Raw genomic sequence first — 15,801 nt, 5'->3', positions numbered from 1 at the left:
TTTATTGGCACATAGCTTTTTTAAGATTTTCGTCGATTTTATCGATAAATCCAGTAGTTGATAGCCATTCTTGTTCTGGACCAATTAGTAAAGCTAAATCCTTGGTCATATAGCCTTGCTCTACTGTTTTTATACATACGTCTTCTAGTGTTTTAGAAAAATCTGCTAATTTTTGATTATTATCTAATTTTGCTCTATGTGCTAAACCACGTGTCCAAGCAAAGATAGAAGCAATAGAATTGGTTGAAGTTTCTTCGCCTTTTTGATATTGGCGATAATGTCTTGTTACTGTACCATGTGCAGCTTCTGATTCTACTGTTTGACCATCTGGTGTCATAAGAACAGATGTCATTAAACCTAGTGAGCCAAAGCCTTGTGCGACTATATCTGATTGTACATCACCGTCGTAATTTTTACATGCCCACACATATCCACCAGCCCATTTTAGTGCTGAAGCTACCATATCATCTATTAATCTATGCTCATACCAGATTTTTAAATTATCAAACTCTTGTTTAAATTCTGTATCAAATATTTGTTGGAAAATATCTTTAAACCGTCCATCATAAGATTTTAAAATAGTATTTTTAGTTGATAAATAAACAGGAAGTTTACGTTGTAAGCCATAGTTAAATGAAGCCCTTGCAAAATCTTTAATAGATTCATCTAGGTTATACATTCCTAAAGCTACGCCGCTACTTGGAGCATTAAATACTTCATGTTCGATTACTTGTCCATCATCTCCTACGAATTTTATTGATAATTTTCCTTTTCCAGGAAATTGGAAATCTGTCGCTTTATATTGATCACCAAAGGCGTGTCGTCCAATGATAATAGGTTGTGTCCAATTAGGTACTATGCGTGGTACGTTTCTAGCAATAATTGGTTCTCTGAAAATAACTCCTCCTAGAATATTTCTGATAGTACCATTAGGAGACTTCCACATTTTTTTAAGATTAAATTCTTTGACTCTAGCTTCATCAGGTGTGATTGTAGCGCATTTTACCCCAACACCATATTTTTTAATTGCATTTGCGGCGTCTATAGTAACTTGGTCATCAGTTGCATCACGATTTTCAATTGAAAGATCATAATATTTTAATTCTATGTCAAGGTAAGGATTTATTAATTTATCTTTAATTAATTGCCAGATAATGCGGGTCATTTCATCGCCATCTAGCTCTACTACTGGATTTGTAACTTTAATTTTTATCATTTTATACCTCGCTTAAAATTACTATTTATCATATAATAATTACTAATATAATAACTATTTTTACTTTTACCAAAAAGAGTTTACGGCACTAGGGTTATTAAAAGTAAAATTTAATTTTTTTAGTTAATAATATATGTAGTACTATTATTTTTAAAAAGTTCTACAGGTGCTCTTATAATATTCTAGAATTTTTCAGAATGTTGGTTTAGATAGATCTTGCTTGCCATTATCGTTAAATATTTCAATTAATATTAGTTTTTTTGGTATGGATCAAAGGTTCAAAGGTAATAAGGGTAGGTTAAAGCAATCAGTTAAATAATTTTTATAAAAAGTCTCTTAAGCTAGATATGTGATTGGAAATATTGTTGTAGTTAAAGAATTAATCAGACTTCAATTGTTCTATTTTATATTTTTCAGTAAATTATAGGGTTGGTTACATTATGCGTAGGAAAAAGGAAAAGCAGTATTAGTAACAAATAAATGCTTATATGTAATATTGTATAACTTACTTTTATATTTAATAATCTATTTAAATATAAGTTATATTATTGGTTTTATTTTTATAAAATAATTTATAGTTGACAATGGATTTAGAATCAACTAGCCTGAGATAGTTCAATAAATTTTGGGAGGATGAAAAATGAATAAAATAAAATCCGTAGAGAAAAAATTATTGATGTAATTTAAATCAAATTTTCAGTTTAATTATAATCTAAAGTAATGTTTGGTAGTTATGTATCGTAAGCAAGTTTTTTGCTTGTCTGTTGTAATAATAAAAATATGATCATATGGAAGCATGTGATTTATAAAAATTTACCGTTACAGGTTAACTTTTATGAATTTTTATCTAGTGTATTGGCTTATGCAAATATAAATGATTTTGCTAAAAGGTTAATTTTGTAGGCGGAAAAATTAACTTTTGAGCAGGTGGAAATGCACAAAAATTACCAGAAAAAGTTAATATATTATATTCTTTTGATGAAAATATAAAAGAAAATTTACAAATTTTAAAAAAAATATTTTATGAGTGCGAATGTATAAAAAGATTTATTTATTTAGGATATTATATTTTTTACCTATGGCTCTTTCTAAAATGCTATTTCCTATCTTATGGGAAATGGAAGGTAAATTAGATTTATTTTCTATTTCTTATGTAACCATGGCGTGTGTTGGAGCATTTTCTTTCCTTTATGCAAAAGTTATTAAAAAATTTGGCTTAGCTTATTCTTTAGCCTTTGGTTATATTTTATATGCTGTGGGGCTTATTTTACGAGCATTTCCAGTGGATATATATTTAGCAATGACTACAGGTATAGTTGCTGGTATAGGAGCAAGTGCTGTAGGATTAGTTTTAAGTGCTTTAATGGTAAATATTGATTCTGAAGTAAGACCTAAGGTCATTTTGAAAATAGGGAACATTAGTGCAATAGTTAATATGTTAGGCCGCACTATTGCCGGTTTTTTAGTTGCTGGTTTGGCTTATTTTACTATATATAATTATCAATTAGCTATTATATTGACCGGTGTTATAACTTTTTCTGGTTGTTTATTCATTAATAAGAAAGAAGATATTTATAAATATAATCCTAAGCAGAAGAATAAGGATAAACAAAATTTAAGTTTTATTAAGAATTTTAAAGCTAATAAATCTCTTTATTTATCGTTAATGTCTTATGTTTTTATATCAGGAATATTTTTTGCATGTTTTTTGCCATTGATACCTATCTATCTGAAAAATTTAGATTTTTCTATTTCTGCAATAGGTATGATTATGTCGTTAGCTGTAGTTAGTGCTCTAGCCGCTAAAAATCTTTATATGTATGTTTCTGCTAATGATTCTATTTTTGCATATATGGTTTTTGCTTGTTTAAAAGCTATTACTATATCCTTATTATTTTATATTTTAGGACAGCAGTTAGCTATATTATATGTAGCTTGTTTGTTAATTTATAACATGTTTAGTTCTATTGAAGGAATTATAGAATCTATATTAGAACTTAAAATAGCTGAGGAAAATGATAGTGCTACAATATTTGGTTTGATTCAAAGTTGTTATTTATCAGGTGATGTTTTGGGTGGAATACTTATGCCGATAGTCTATAAATATAATATATTTGTTAATTACCCTATATTGGTGGGAGTTATTATGCTCAGCTGCTCATTGATCTTTGCTACATGTGCTAGGGTAAGTAAAAAGTCTTCTGAGTCTGTTTCTGTTACTGCTTAGTTGATAAGGTAGATTGTAATAAAATTATTTTATTACAATCTATGGTATTAATGTTGCTATTTGTTTTAGGTTATTAATTTTTTTGAAAAATATTTGAGTATATGTAATGCTATTTTATATATTACATCACTTTATTTTAAACAAAGGTAAATAATTGATTTTTGGATATTTTTATATTTTGTATAAAAGCTATTTAAGGTTAATTCTATTGTTTAATCAATTATTTTATGAGTAATAGTTAACTTATTAAATATATTGTTTATATATAAAATTTTGAGCAGAATGTCACGTAAGATAAAAATATAATTATAAGAGAGTAATTTATTATATAATAATATATCTTATTGTAGATATGACTTAAAAGAGGGCTAATATAAAGTACAAGAATATATTATTGTTTGCTGGTATTTTTTAAAATACACTGGTACGCCCAAGGGGAATCGAACCCCTGTTTCCGCCGTGAAAGGGCGGCGTCCTAACCGCTAGACGATGGGCGCCTAGGTTATTTTCTTCTTATAAAGTTATTTTTTTTATTATGCAAGAATAATTTTTAAAAAAAAATAATTTTTGTTTTGCTTGGGGAAAACTATATTATTATGCTAATAAATATTATAGTTTAGCAAAAATCTTGCTAAAAGAGGATTATTTTTATAAATAAATGAGGACTAATTATGTCACATAATTCATCAACTTCTCTTTCAAGGAACTTAATTATTGATTTGGCTTATGTCACTGAACAAGCGGCTATTGCAGCTGTTGGAATGTGTGGTAAAGGTGATGAAAAAGCAGCCGATCAAGTTGCTGTAGATGCAATGCGTAATGCTTTAAATCAGTTGGATATTGACGGTACAATAGTAATTGGTGAAGGGGAAAGAGATGAAGCTCCAATGTTATATATTGGAGAGAAAGTAGGAACTACTAAAGGCATTGCGGTTGATATTGCTTTAGATCCTCTTGAGGGCACTACAATATGTGCTAAAGATATGCCAAATTCCTTAGCTGTGGTAGCTGTAGCTAAAAAAGGAAATTTATTATATGCTCCAGATGTATATATGGAAAAAATAGCTATTGGTGCAGGATATCCAAAAAATATTGTTAGCCTTAATAATAGTCCAACAGAAAATATTCTTGCTTTAGCTAAGGCAAAAGGCGTCGCACCAGCACAAATTATGGCTTGTGTGATGGATAGACCAAGACATGAAAATATCATAAATGAAATAAGGGCTACTGGAGCAGGGGTAAGATTAATAGGGGATGGTGATGTTGCTGCAGTAATACATACAGCGACAGCAGAATCTACTATTGATATATATATGGGCATAGGCGGAGCTCCAGAAGGTGTTCTAGCGGCTGCTGCTTTACGTTGTTTAGGTGGGCAAATGGAAGCTAGATTAATTTTAGATACTGATGAAAAAATTGCTAGGGCTGCTCAAATGGGAATTAAAGATCCTAATAAGATATATCAAGCAGACGAATTAGCTAAAGGTGATGATGTTATATTTTCTGCTACCGGTGTAACGGATGGAAATATGTTATCCGGGGTAAAAATTTGTGATAACTACATAAAGACTCATACACTAGTCATGCGTTCAGCTACGAAAACTATTCAATTTATAGAAACTAAATATCCAAATAATAAATAGTTTAACGGAATATATGATTTATATATTATGCAAAATATTAAAGATAAAAGTAATTCTATAGGAGGATATATTTGGCAAGAGATTCTTGATCAACAAAAGATTAATTATGCTCTTTCCATTAGCCAGAAAAAAAATATACCAGAAATTATTGCTCGAATTCTGGTCGCTCGTGGCGTAACTGAAGCAGAAGTAGAAGATTTTTTAGATCCTAAAATAAAAAATACTTTACCAGATCCTTTAACTTTAAAAGATATGGATCGCTGTGGTGAAATATTGGTTAATGCTATTTTATCAAAACAGAAAATCGCTATATTTGGTGATTATGATGTGGATGGAGTTTGTTCATCTTCTATATTATCAAAATTCTTAGAAAATTTTGCTATAGAGCATGAAGTATATATACCTGATCGAATGTATGAGGGGTATGGCGCTAATGAAACAGCTTTAACAGAATTAATAAATAAAGGTTATAAGTTAATTATATTAGTAGATTGCGGTTCAGGAAATATTGATTTATTACGTGATGTACAAAAGTTGAACGATATTAAGATTATTGTATTAGATCATCATCAAATAATTGATGATTTGCCTGATGATCTTGTTGTAGTAAATCCTAACCGTATAGATGATTTTTCTGGGTTAGGTAATTTATGTGCTGCAGGCGTAGTTTTTATGGTTTTAGTGCATATATCGCGCTTGTTACGCAATAGTACTAATACAAATTTACCTAATTTATTGGAATTATTAGATTTAGTTGCTTTAGCGACTATTTGTGATGTGATGACTTTAGTTGGTTTAAATCGTAGCTTTGTGGTTAGCGGGCTAAAAATTATGCATAAACTACATAATAAAGGAATCGCTGCATTAGCTAAAGTAGCAAGAATAGGAGAGCCTTTAAATATTTATCATTGTGGTTTTTTATTAGGTCCTCGTATTAATGCTGGTGGAAGATTACGAGATGCGGCTCAAGCAGTTAAATTATTAACTAGCAATGATAAAAATATAGTAGAAGATATTGCTGAAAAATTAGATAAATTAAATTTTCAACGTCAATCTATACAAAATTTAATGATCGAACAAGCTTTAGTAGAGTTAGATTGTATGGAGAATAAAGATTCACAGAATTCCTGTGTGATTTATAATGAAAGTTGGCATATAGGTTTGATAGGCTTAGTTGCTTCTCGGCTCAAGGATAAATTATTTTTACCTACAATTGTTATTGCACCAAAAAACGATGGTTCCGCAGTTGGATCTGGTAGATCTATTGCAGGATTTGATCTAGGTAAGGTAATTAAAGAGGCGGTAAATTTAAAACTTTTAGAAAAAGGGGGCGGTCATGCTATGGCAGCTGGTTTAACAATTAAACCAGAAAAAATAGCTGAATTCCGTAATTGGTTTGAAGAAAAAGCAGCTAAGATTATTCCTAATCTTAAATCTAATCGTTTGTTAAAAATAGATGCAGCTTTAAGTGCTTCAGGGGCGAATGTGAACTTAGTGAAAATGATAGAACAGGCTGGACCATATGGAACTGGGCACCCTAAGCCTTTATTTTTATTTGCATCGCATAAATTAGCTAATATACATGTAATTTCTAATGATCATTTAATCTTAATGATAGAGGATGGTTTTAAAAAGAAATTAAAGATAATGGCTTTTAATTCTTTAGCGGATGATATAAAAAAATTTTTATTAGCTAACGAAGGTAGTTATTTAGATTTTATTTGTAATTTATCGATTAATAATTATCAATTTAAAGAAAATGTAATAGGTTTTCTAGTGGATGTTCGCACTGCTAATTAATATTACATCTATTAGATGTCAATGTTATTTGCAAATGCTGCATTTTCTTGAATAAATTTAAATCTTGTTTCTGGTTTAGTGCCCATTAAATTATCTATTGTTTGTTTGGTGATTTCTTTATCATTTTCAGCTATTACGATTTTTAATAAATTTCTATTTTCTGGTGCCATGGTAGTTTGTTTCAATTGATCTGCTCTCATTTCACCTAAGCCTTTAAAGCGATTTATTTCAATTTTTCCACGTCCTTTAAAAATATTTTTAATAATTTCTTGTTTTTGTTCTTCATCACGAGCATAGAAAATTTTTCCGCCTTGATTTAATCTAAATAAAGGTGGTACAGCTAAATATAAATGACCATGTTCAATAACTTGAGGAATTTCTTGATAAAAAAAGGTAATTAACAATGAGGCAATATGTGCACCGTCTACATCTGCATCGGTCATAATTATAATTTTATCATATCTAAGATCCTCTTCACGATATTTGCTACCAGTTTGAACACCAATCGCTTGTAAGAGGTCTTGTATTTGTTGATTATGTAACAGCTTTTCTCGGCTAGCACTAGCTACGTTAAGAATTTTTCCTCTTAATGGTAAAACGGCTTGAAAAGCTCTATTTCTTGCTTGTTTTGCTGATCCTCCTGCAGAATCACCTTCTACTATGAATATTTCAGCTCCTTCAGTAGCAGATTGTACGCAATCAGCTAATTTGCCAGGAAGTCTTAATTTTTTTGTCGCTGTTTTTCTATTAACTTCTCTTTCTTGACGTCTTTTAAGTCTTTCATCTACTCGTTCTAATATCCAATCTAACAGTTTATTCGCTTCGGTAGGTGATTGAGCTAGCCAATGATCAAAAGGATCTCTTAAAGAATTTTCTACTAGCTTTTGTGCTTCTACAGTAGCTAAACGATCTTTTGTTTGACCAACGAATTCCGGCTCTCTGACAAAAACAGATAATAATACATTTATTGAAGATAAAATATCTTCGGTTGTGATATTATTTGCTCTTTTTTTACCAATAAACTCGCCGTATGCTTTTAATCCTTTAGTTAGCGCTAAACGTAGCCCAGATTCATGTGTTCCTCCTTCACGGGTAGGAACCGTATTACAATAAGAATTAATAAAAGAATCATCTATTTGCCATGATATAGCCCACTCTAGATAACCATGTTTACCAGGTTTGCCTATTTTACCAGCAAATATATCTTTGGTAATTTGTTTTTGTGGATTTATTCTTGTAAGTAGATAATCTTTTAAACCACCAGAAAATAGAAAAACTTCTTTAGTCGGAGGAGATTTGTCATCTGGTTGTGAAAAGTTATCTTGCCAAGTAATTTCTATACCACCAAATAGATAAGCTTTCGAGCGCGACATTTCAAAGAGTAAATGAGGGTCAAATTTCTGAGAGCCAAATATTTGACTATCTGGATGGAAGGTAATAGAAGTCCCTTTGTTTTTAGTAGTAGATATTTCTTCTAATGGTGTTTGTGGAATACCACGTGAATAATTTTGTCGATATAATTTTTTATTTCTCGCTACTTCTATAGTAAGAAAATCTGATAAAGCATTAACTACAGAAATACCAACCCCATGTAGACCTCCAGAGGTTTCATAGGCATTTCCTTCAAATTTACCTCCAGCATGTAATTTAGTCATAATTACTTCTAATGTAGAAATATTAGGCATCTGAGGATGGGGCTCAATAGGGATACCTCTACCGTTATCTGATACTGTTAATGAGCCATCAGCATTTAATGTTACGGATATTTTAGAGGCATGACCTGCGATTGCTTCATCCATTGCATTGTCAATCACTTCTGCAAATAAATGATGCAGTGCTTTTTTATCCGTACCGCCGATATACATACCAGGGCGCAAGCGAACAGGCTCTAAACCCTCTAATATTTTAATTGATGAGGCATTATAGTCATTATCTGATTTGTCTGTTTTTACAGCTGTTGTTTTCTTATTTTCATGTTCGTTAACAAGGCATGAAAATAAATCAATCTTATCATTAGACGTTGTAGATTTTTTTTTCAAAATGTTACCTCTTATAGCGTCAGAATAAATATATTATATTATAAGGTTATTTTTATGCGTAAAAAGACGGATAAAGTTTTTTTTAAGTGATAAATCAACATCATTTAAATCAGTAAGATAACCTAAATCTTCAAAAGAGGTTATACCATATTCAGATATACCACAAGGAATAATACCTGTATAGTGACTTAAATTAGGATTAATATTAATAGCAAAACCATGCATAGTAACCCATTTTTTTACTCTAACTCCTATAGCCGCTATTTTATCTTCTCTAACTTTATTATTAGCTAAAGGTGGTTTATCAGTGCGAGTAACCCACACACCAACTCTATCTTCTCTTGTTTCACCCTTTATATTAAAATCGGCTAGACTATTAATTATCCATTTTTCTAAATAAGCGATGAATAATCTAATATCTGTTTGTCTGTTTTTTAGATCTAATAATATATATACAATTCGTTGACCAGGTCCATGATAAGTAAATTCACCGCCGCGTCCAGAATAATATACTGGAAATTTATCTTTTAATAATAGGTCATCATTTTTAGCGCTGGTACCAGCACTATATAATGGTGGATGTTCTAAAAGCCAGATAAGTTCACAAGCTTTTCCTTGTTGTATAGATAAGACTCTTTCTTCCATTATTTCGACAGCTTCGTGGTAATCAACTAATTGATCAGAAATTTTCCATTCTATCGTATTATTAGTCTTTGGAAAAAAACCAGATAGCTCTTTAGTATCAATAAGATTAGTTCGTTTAGTAGCAATAAGATGTGACATAATGTACCATAATTAGTTAAATTAACTTATCTTAGTATAATTCAGTTATTTTATAATTTTAGAAAAATCAGCTACGCTTTTTGCAATATTCCAAATATATTGTAATAAAATAACACGATTATTTTTTATGGTCGGGTTTGGATCATTAATGAAGATATTTTCAAAAAAATTATCAATAGCAGGAGATAAGTCAGCTAAAGCTTCTAATATTAATAAATGATCATATTTATTTAAATTATTTATTCTTTTTGTGACCTCTAATAACTTATTATATAATTCTTTTTCTGCATTATGAGTAAAATTATCAATATTAGGTAAGGTTAAATCATTGGATAATTTTTGTTCATTTAATATATTATAGATTCGATAGAGAGAATTTTTTACGTTTGGATTATTTATTAACCATTTTGCTAATTCATCTATTCGACCTGCTATTAAATATAGATCATCATTCTCTTTGAGCATTAAAGCATCTATTAGATCTATTTTTTTACCTTCACTTAGTAAAATAATTTTAAAACGTTCTTGAATGAATTTTAATAAATCATCTGCGGTTTTTTCAATATCTGGAGCTTTAGTTAATTGAAGATCTTTTGCTATATTTGATAAGGAATGACGTAAGATAGGGAGTAAGTTAATATATTTCTTTTGAGTTAATAATATTCTAATAACTCCTAATGCTGCACGTCTTAGAGCAAATGGATCACGTGAACCGGTTGGTTTTTCATTTATTAACCAAAAACTACATAAAATATCTATTTTATCAGCCAATGATAAACTTGCAGTTACAGCAGAAGTAGGTACATAATCATTTGGACCCTGAGGACGATAATGATCACTAATAGCGGAAGCTACTGCATCTGTTTCGCCTTGTAGTTTAGCATATTTACCACCCATTATACCTTGTAACTCAGGGAATTCTCCTACAATTTCAGTTTGTAGATCTGCTTTGCATAAAATAGCAGCTCTTACAACTAAGTTTTTATCAGCATCTAGTAATGGAGCTATATAAGAGGACATTTTTATTATGCGTAAAATTCTATCACCTAATGTGCCTAATGAAGAGTGAAAGATAACATTTAATGAGATTAATTTGGCTAATCGTTGATCTAGGGGTTTGCTAAGATCTAAATTAAATCTTTCTGCAATTATGGTTGAATTTTCAATATTGGTTAAAGGCTCTTGATCTTTTTGCCAAAAATATAATGCATCTGATAGACGGGCATTAACTACTTTGCTATTACCTGTTATAATTTTTTCACCTTTATCGGTGGGTAAAATATTTGCTACAATAATAAAATGGTTAGATAAATTATTAATATCATCACCTTGATAGGTAACAAAGGATTTTTGATGAACTTTTATTGTTAATCTAGTAATTTCAGCCGGCATGGTTAAAAATTTAGGATCAAATTCTCCTAAAAAGACAACTGGATATTCTACTAATCCTGCTATTTCATCTAATAAATTTTGATCTTCAACAATTTTTAATTGTTTAGCAAAAGCAATATTTTTGGCGTCAGTAATAATAATATTTTTACGCTGATTTACATCTAAAATTACTTTTTGTTTAGCTAAATTATCTTGATATTCTTCAAAATTATTGACAGCAATTGCTTGAGATTGACCCAAAAACGGGTGGCCGTAAGTAAGATTATCTGAGGCTATATCTTCAACTTTAAAGTTAACTATCTCTGACTGGTCATTATCACTTAAGATACATAAAATAGATCGCAATGGTCTAATCCATTTTAATGAATTTAGTGATATAGAATTAGAGCCCCAGCGCATTGATTTGCCCCAAGAAAAATTTTTAATAATTTCAGGTAATATTTGTGCAATTATTTCTTTTGCTGGTTGAGATGGATAGGTAATTGTAGCACAATAATAGCTGCCTTTTTTAGGGTCAGTTTTTATAGTAGCTTCTTCAATAGATTGTAAACCATTAGAACGGATAAAACCATCAATCGCTGATTTAGGAGCTTTGGTTGAGGGGCCTTTTTTTTCTTCTATACGCTTAGCAGTATGATTAGAAAGATTATGAATAAATAATGTCAGACGACGTGGAGTATAAAAAATTTGCGCAGTTTGATAGGATAAGCCATGTTCTACTAAAGAATCTGTCAATTTTTTTTGTAATTGACAAGCCGCATCTTGCTGTAGAGAAGCCGGGATTTCTTCACTATAGAGTTCAACGAGCAGATCTGACATTTAAGTTCCTTTATTTGGTTAGTTAATATTAATATTTTTTTTAAAACCACCAGCTTTAGTTTGTAAAAAAGCCTCACCGCATTTTCGTGCTAAGTCTCTAATTTTTAAAATATAGCTTTGACGCTGTGTAACAGATATAGCGCCTCGTGCTTGCAGTAAATTAAAAATATGACTTGCTTTTATACATTGGTCATAAGCAGGTAAGACACATTTATGTTCATCCATTTCTGTCGAATTTTGACCTAGTTTTAAAATATTTAAACATTCTTCTTCAGCTTGATTAAATAAAGAAAATAGAGTTTCTATATTTGCTAATTCGAAATTATAAAGTGAAAATTCTTCTTCAGCTTGTAGAAAGATATCGCCGTAACTAAGTCGATTCTCATCTGTGCGACCATTGTAATTTAATTCATAAACATTATTTACACCTTGAAGATACATTGCTAATCTTTCTAAGCCATAGGTAAGTTCGCCGGCTACAGGAGTACATTCAATACCGCATACTTGCTGAAAATAAGTAAATTGAGATATTTCCATTCCATCACACCAGCATTCCCAACCAAGTCCCCAGGCACCTAGGGTAGGGCTTTCCCAGTTATCTTCTACAAATCTGATATCATGTACAGCAAAATCTAAGCCGATTGCTTTTAAGGAGCCAAGATACAGTTCTTGTAAATTAGGCGGTGATGGTTTTAAGATAACTTGAAATTGATAATAATGTTGTAAACGATTAGGGTTTTTGCCATATCTACCGTCTGTAGGTCGTCTACACGGTTGTACATAAGCAGCATTCCAGGGCTTGGAACCAAGAGCTCTGAGAGTGGTAGCTGGATGGAAAGTACCGGCTCCTACTTCCATATCATATGGTTGTAATATAGCACATCCTTGCATTGCCCAGTAATTTTGCAATGTTAATATTAGATCTTGAAAGGATTTTTTAGGGTTAAGATTGGTGATATTAGACATACAATACTCATATTTTTTCTTTAGATTAAAGTACTTTTAATTAATTAACAAGGGATATTTTTAATTTTGGTTTAATTGTAAATCTTTTTGTGCATTGTTAATTTTTTGCGTAAGTGAATCTTTCAATTCGTCTGATATGTCAAGTTTTTTAGCTTGCTTCCATTGGTATAAAGCAGATAATTTTTTATTTATTGCCCAATATAGGTCACCTAAATGATCTTGAGCAGTGGCATTTCTCGGTAAGATTACTAATGCTTCTTCTAGATATTTTTGCGCATTTTTATAATCTTTCATATTATAATATATCCAGCCTAAAGTATCTACTATTGCACCATTTTCTGATTGTAAATTATAAGCTTTCTTTGCCATAGTTAATGCTTTTTTATATTGTTTTGGCTCTGTTTGTAATAAAGCTAAAGCGTAATCTGCTAGCAGTAACGGATCTGATGGAAATAACTTAATAGCTTTTTCATAATTTTCTCGCATAGCTATGTTATTTTTTAAATGTTTATAGCTTAAAGCGGTTAGATAATATAATTGCCAATCTTCAGTGGATATTTTTTTTACATTAGTTAAATAAGAAGTTAATGTATCTAAAGCTTTATCATAATTTTGTTGTTCTATATATATTTTAGCTTTTAAGATTAATAAATCTCGTAAGAAAGGATAATCTTTTTCTAGAGTATTTAAAACTTGCAGTGCATTATCATATTCTTTTAGTAAAGATAAACTATAAGCTTTCTCTAATTGAGCATCTACATAATATAGATCTTGTTTAGTTATTTGATTAAAATAAAATATGGATTTTTGTGTATCTAAATATCTTATCATTGTGCCATTATATAATAATGATAAGGAATTTTTGTGGTTAAGTCCAAGGCTAAAACTATTATAAATAGATGGTAATAATCTAATATTTAATTTTTCCAAAATATCTACCAAAGTAACAAAAAATTCACTTAAGGCTTCTGTGCTATTAGTAACTAATAGAGGAATTTCATCTTGTTTAGCTATAGTGGTATAAAGCGCCGTATATAATAAATTTCCTTCAATATCAGGAACTTTGCCTAAAAAATTTATTGCTTGCTTGTGTTTTTTTTGTAAAGACAATAACAAGATGTAATTACTAACAGATCTAAGATAACTATTAGTAGTAACAGGATCTTTGTTTTTAGTTATTTTTTGATAATATTTTATTATATCTTCAGTTCTATTGCTTAATTGTGCCATGTAAAATGCTTGATTATAAATAATAAATTTATTCCATTCTTCTACTGGTTTAGCAAAAAGCCTCGCTATAGCTTTATCATAACCATCTTTGGCGAAAATAAGCCAGCTCTCGACGGTTTTTTGTATTTCTTGTTCCATAGGAGACAGATTATCAGAAAAATTTATATATTTTGAAGCTTTATCATAATCATGGGTTTTGATAGCTTGTAAAGTTAGAGCTAATTTTGCCCAAGTACCTACTTCAGGATCATTTATCAAATCTGTTGCTAATTTTAAAGCTTGTTCAAAATTGTTACTTAATAGATTTTTTAAAAAAATATCTCTTTTTAATTCTAATGAATTTGGTTGATATATAAGAGCTTGTTCAAATGAGTTAATAGCAGTAGGGATATTCTGCTCAAAGCTTGCAACTTGACCTATTAAAATATAGCCAGAATAATTATCAGTACGACTAGGAGAAATATTTACATTTTTTAGAATAAATTTATTTATATGATTATTATAAATAAATATAATTGAGGTTATAATAATAAAAATAGTTAAAAAAACTGATAATTTAATATTTATACGTTGCATAAAAGCCTCAATTATATTTATTTATGGTGAAATTATTTAATTCTATTTAAGCAAAAATCAACAGTTTCTAATAAAGCAACTTTATATGGATTTTCAGGTAATATTTGTAGCGATTCTTTAGCTAATATTACATGTTGTATAGCTTTTTCTTTACATTGTTCTAATATTTTACCATTTTTCAAGATAGTTAAAGCTTGTTGTAATGATTCTGTATCCTTGATGTTATTGTTGAAGGTCTTTTCCCAAAAACTTCTAATTTGGGTGTCGCCATTTTTATAGCTTAGAATTATAGGTAAGGTTATTTTACCTTCTCTAAAGTCATCGCCAGTGTTTTTTCCTAGATTTTGACTGTCACCTTTATAGTCTAAGATGTCGTCCATTATTTGAAAGGCTAAACCTAAATTTAAACCATAATTTTTAAAAGCTTCCCTGTAGTTTTCTTTATTGGCTAGTATGGCTCCTACTTCTGTTGCAGCAGCAAATAATATCGCTGTTTTATTATAAATTATTTTCATATATTCTGCTTCGGAGGTATGTAAATTATCAGCTGCGGCAAGCTGCATTACTTCACCTTGCGCGATAATAGATGAAGCATTGGATATTAGTTTTAATGCTTCAATATTGTCGACGTTTACCATCATTTTGAAAGCTTGCCCTAATAAAAAATCACCTACTAAGACGGTTGCTTGGTTTCCCCATAATAAACGGGCTGTTTTTTTACCTCTACGCATATCACTTTCATCTACTACATCATCATGTAACAAAGTAGCTGTATGTAAAAATTCTATAGCGGTAGCTAAGGTTATATGATGAGATCCTTGGTAGTTACAGCAACGAGAAGCAGCAAGAGTAAGCATCGGCCTTAGACGTTTGCCATTGGCTGAAAATAAATAATCATTTATTTCATCGATCATAGGTATATGACATTGCATATTATTTAATGAAAAAGCATCAACTTTTTTCATATCTTCATAGGTAAGATTAATAAGTTTTGATATATTCATAGTTTTATTTTTCTTATAGAAGGACGGTAATACCGTAGGTTACTCATTAATATATTATATATCTTAAATATTTTAGCATATTTTTTACTTTATAAGGTTTTTTTTT

Annotated in this window: 10 protein-coding genes and 1 tRNA gene; 3 read left to right on the top strand and 8 right to left on the bottom strand. The window is 30.1% G+C overall.

The annotated features are described in order from the left end of the window. Position 1: 1 nt before the first annotated feature. Entirely contained in the window at positions 2 to 1,216 is a 1,215-nt protein-coding gene (locus AB6T46_RS05680; RefSeq protein ID WP_370931181.1) for an NADP-dependent isocitrate dehydrogenase, read from the bottom strand. Between the two features lie 1,033 nt (positions 1,217 to 2,249). On the opposite strand from AB6T46_RS05680, the gene AB6T46_RS05675 reads away from it, so the two are divergent. Next, a complete protein-coding gene (locus AB6T46_RS05675; protein WP_370931180.1) occupies positions 2,250 to 3,443 on the top strand; it encodes an MFS transporter in 1,194 nt (397 codons plus the stop codon). Positions 3,444 to 3,865: 422 nt separating this feature from the next. Here the strand turns inward: AB6T46_RS05675 and AB6T46_RS05670 are convergent. Beyond that, a tRNA-Glu gene (locus AB6T46_RS05670) sits at positions 3,866 to 3,940 on the bottom strand. Positions 3,941 to 4,114: 174 nt separating this feature from the next. Here AB6T46_RS05670 and glpX point away from each other — a divergent pair. Both glpX and recJ read left to right on the top strand, forming a co-directional pair. Continuing rightward, a complete protein-coding gene (gene glpX / locus AB6T46_RS05665) occupies positions 4,115 to 5,086 on the top strand; it encodes a class II fructose-bisphosphatase (protein WP_370931179.1) in 972 nt (323 codons plus the stop codon). Between the two features lie 27 nt (positions 5,087 to 5,113). Then, positions 5,114 to 6,886, top strand: a complete 1,773-nt coding sequence (gene recJ / locus AB6T46_RS05660) for a single-stranded-DNA-specific exonuclease RecJ (RefSeq protein WP_370931178.1) — start codon at positions 5,114 to 5,116, stop codon at positions 6,884 to 6,886. 11 nt (positions 6,887 to 6,897) lie between these two features. Here the strand turns inward: recJ and parE are convergent, their stop codons facing one another. From parE to AB6T46_RS05630, 6 genes are read right to left on the bottom strand one after another with little or no spacing between them, the layout of a single operon-like run. Continuing rightward, on the bottom strand, positions 6,898 to 8,925 hold the full coding sequence (parE, locus tag AB6T46_RS05655; RefSeq protein ID WP_370931177.1) for a DNA topoisomerase IV subunit B: 2,028 nt from the start codon (positions 8,923 to 8,925) through the stop codon (positions 6,898 to 6,900). 33 nt (positions 8,926 to 8,958) lie between these two features. Further along, entirely contained in the window at positions 8,959 to 9,708 is a 750-nt protein-coding gene (gene lipB, locus AB6T46_RS05650; RefSeq protein ID WP_370931176.1) for a lipoyl(octanoyl) transferase LipB, read from the bottom strand. Positions 9,709 to 9,753: 45 nt separating this feature from the next. Further along, on the bottom strand, positions 9,754 to 11,919 hold the full coding sequence (glyS, locus tag AB6T46_RS05645; RefSeq protein ID WP_370931175.1) for a glycine--tRNA ligase subunit beta: 2,166 nt from the start codon (positions 11,917 to 11,919) through the stop codon (positions 9,754 to 9,756). A gap of 18 nt (positions 11,920 to 11,937) precedes the next feature. Then, entirely contained in the window at positions 11,938 to 12,885 is a 948-nt protein-coding gene (locus AB6T46_RS05640) for a glycine--tRNA ligase subunit alpha (RefSeq protein ID WP_370931174.1), read from the bottom strand. A gap of 60 nt (positions 12,886 to 12,945) precedes the next feature. Further along, entirely contained in the window at positions 12,946 to 14,691 is a 1,746-nt protein-coding gene (locus AB6T46_RS05635; protein ID WP_370931173.1) for a tetratricopeptide repeat protein, read from the bottom strand. 32 nt (positions 14,692 to 14,723) lie between these two features. Beyond that, positions 14,724 to 15,695, bottom strand: coding sequence for a polyprenyl synthetase family protein (locus AB6T46_RS05630; protein WP_370931172.1), 972 nt, complete (start codon positions 15,693 to 15,695; stop codon positions 14,724 to 14,726). Positions 15,696 to 15,801 lie beyond the last annotated feature (106 nt).

The organism is Bartonella sp. DGB1 (assembly GCF_041345015.1).
In the GTDB taxonomy this organism is placed as follows: domain Bacteria; phylum Pseudomonadota; class Alphaproteobacteria; order Rhizobiales; family Rhizobiaceae; genus DGB1.
The sequence above is the reverse complement of the archived record's forward strand: the minus strand, read 5'-3'. Positions and strand labels throughout refer to the sequence as shown.

What these genes read in the sequence shown, in the direction of transcription:
- recJ (WP_370931178.1), top strand. Translation starts at nt 5,114, where the DNA reads ATGCAAAATATTAAAGATAAAAGTAATTCTATAGGAGGATATATTTGG.
- AB6T46_RS05680 (WP_370931181.1), bottom strand. Translation starts at nt 1,216, where the DNA reads ATGATAAAAATTAAAGTTACAAATCCAGTAGTAGAGCTAGATGGCGAT.
- lipB (WP_370931176.1), bottom strand. Translation starts at nt 9,708, where the DNA reads ATGTCACATCTTATTGCTACTAAACGAACTAATCTTATTGATACTAAA.
- AB6T46_RS05675 (WP_370931180.1), top strand. Translation starts at nt 2,250, where the DNA reads ATGTATAAAAAGATTTATTTATTTAGGATATTATATTTTTTACCTATG.
- glpX (WP_370931179.1), top strand. Translation starts at nt 4,115, where the DNA reads ATGTCACATAATTCATCAACTTCTCTTTCAAGGAACTTAATTATTGAT.
- glyS (WP_370931175.1), bottom strand. Translation starts at nt 11,919, where the DNA reads ATGTCAGATCTGCTCGTTGAACTCTATAGTGAAGAAATCCCGGCTTCT.
- AB6T46_RS05640 (WP_370931174.1), bottom strand. Translation starts at nt 12,885, where the DNA reads ATGTCTAATATCACCAATCTTAACCCTAAAAAATCCTTTCAAGATCTA.
- AB6T46_RS05630 (WP_370931172.1), bottom strand. Translation starts at nt 15,695, where the DNA reads ATGAATATATCAAAACTTATTAATCTTACCTATGAAGATATGAAAAAA.
- AB6T46_RS05635 (WP_370931173.1), bottom strand. Translation starts at nt 14,691, where the DNA reads ATGCAACGTATAAATATTAAATTATCAGTTTTTTTAACTATTTTTATT.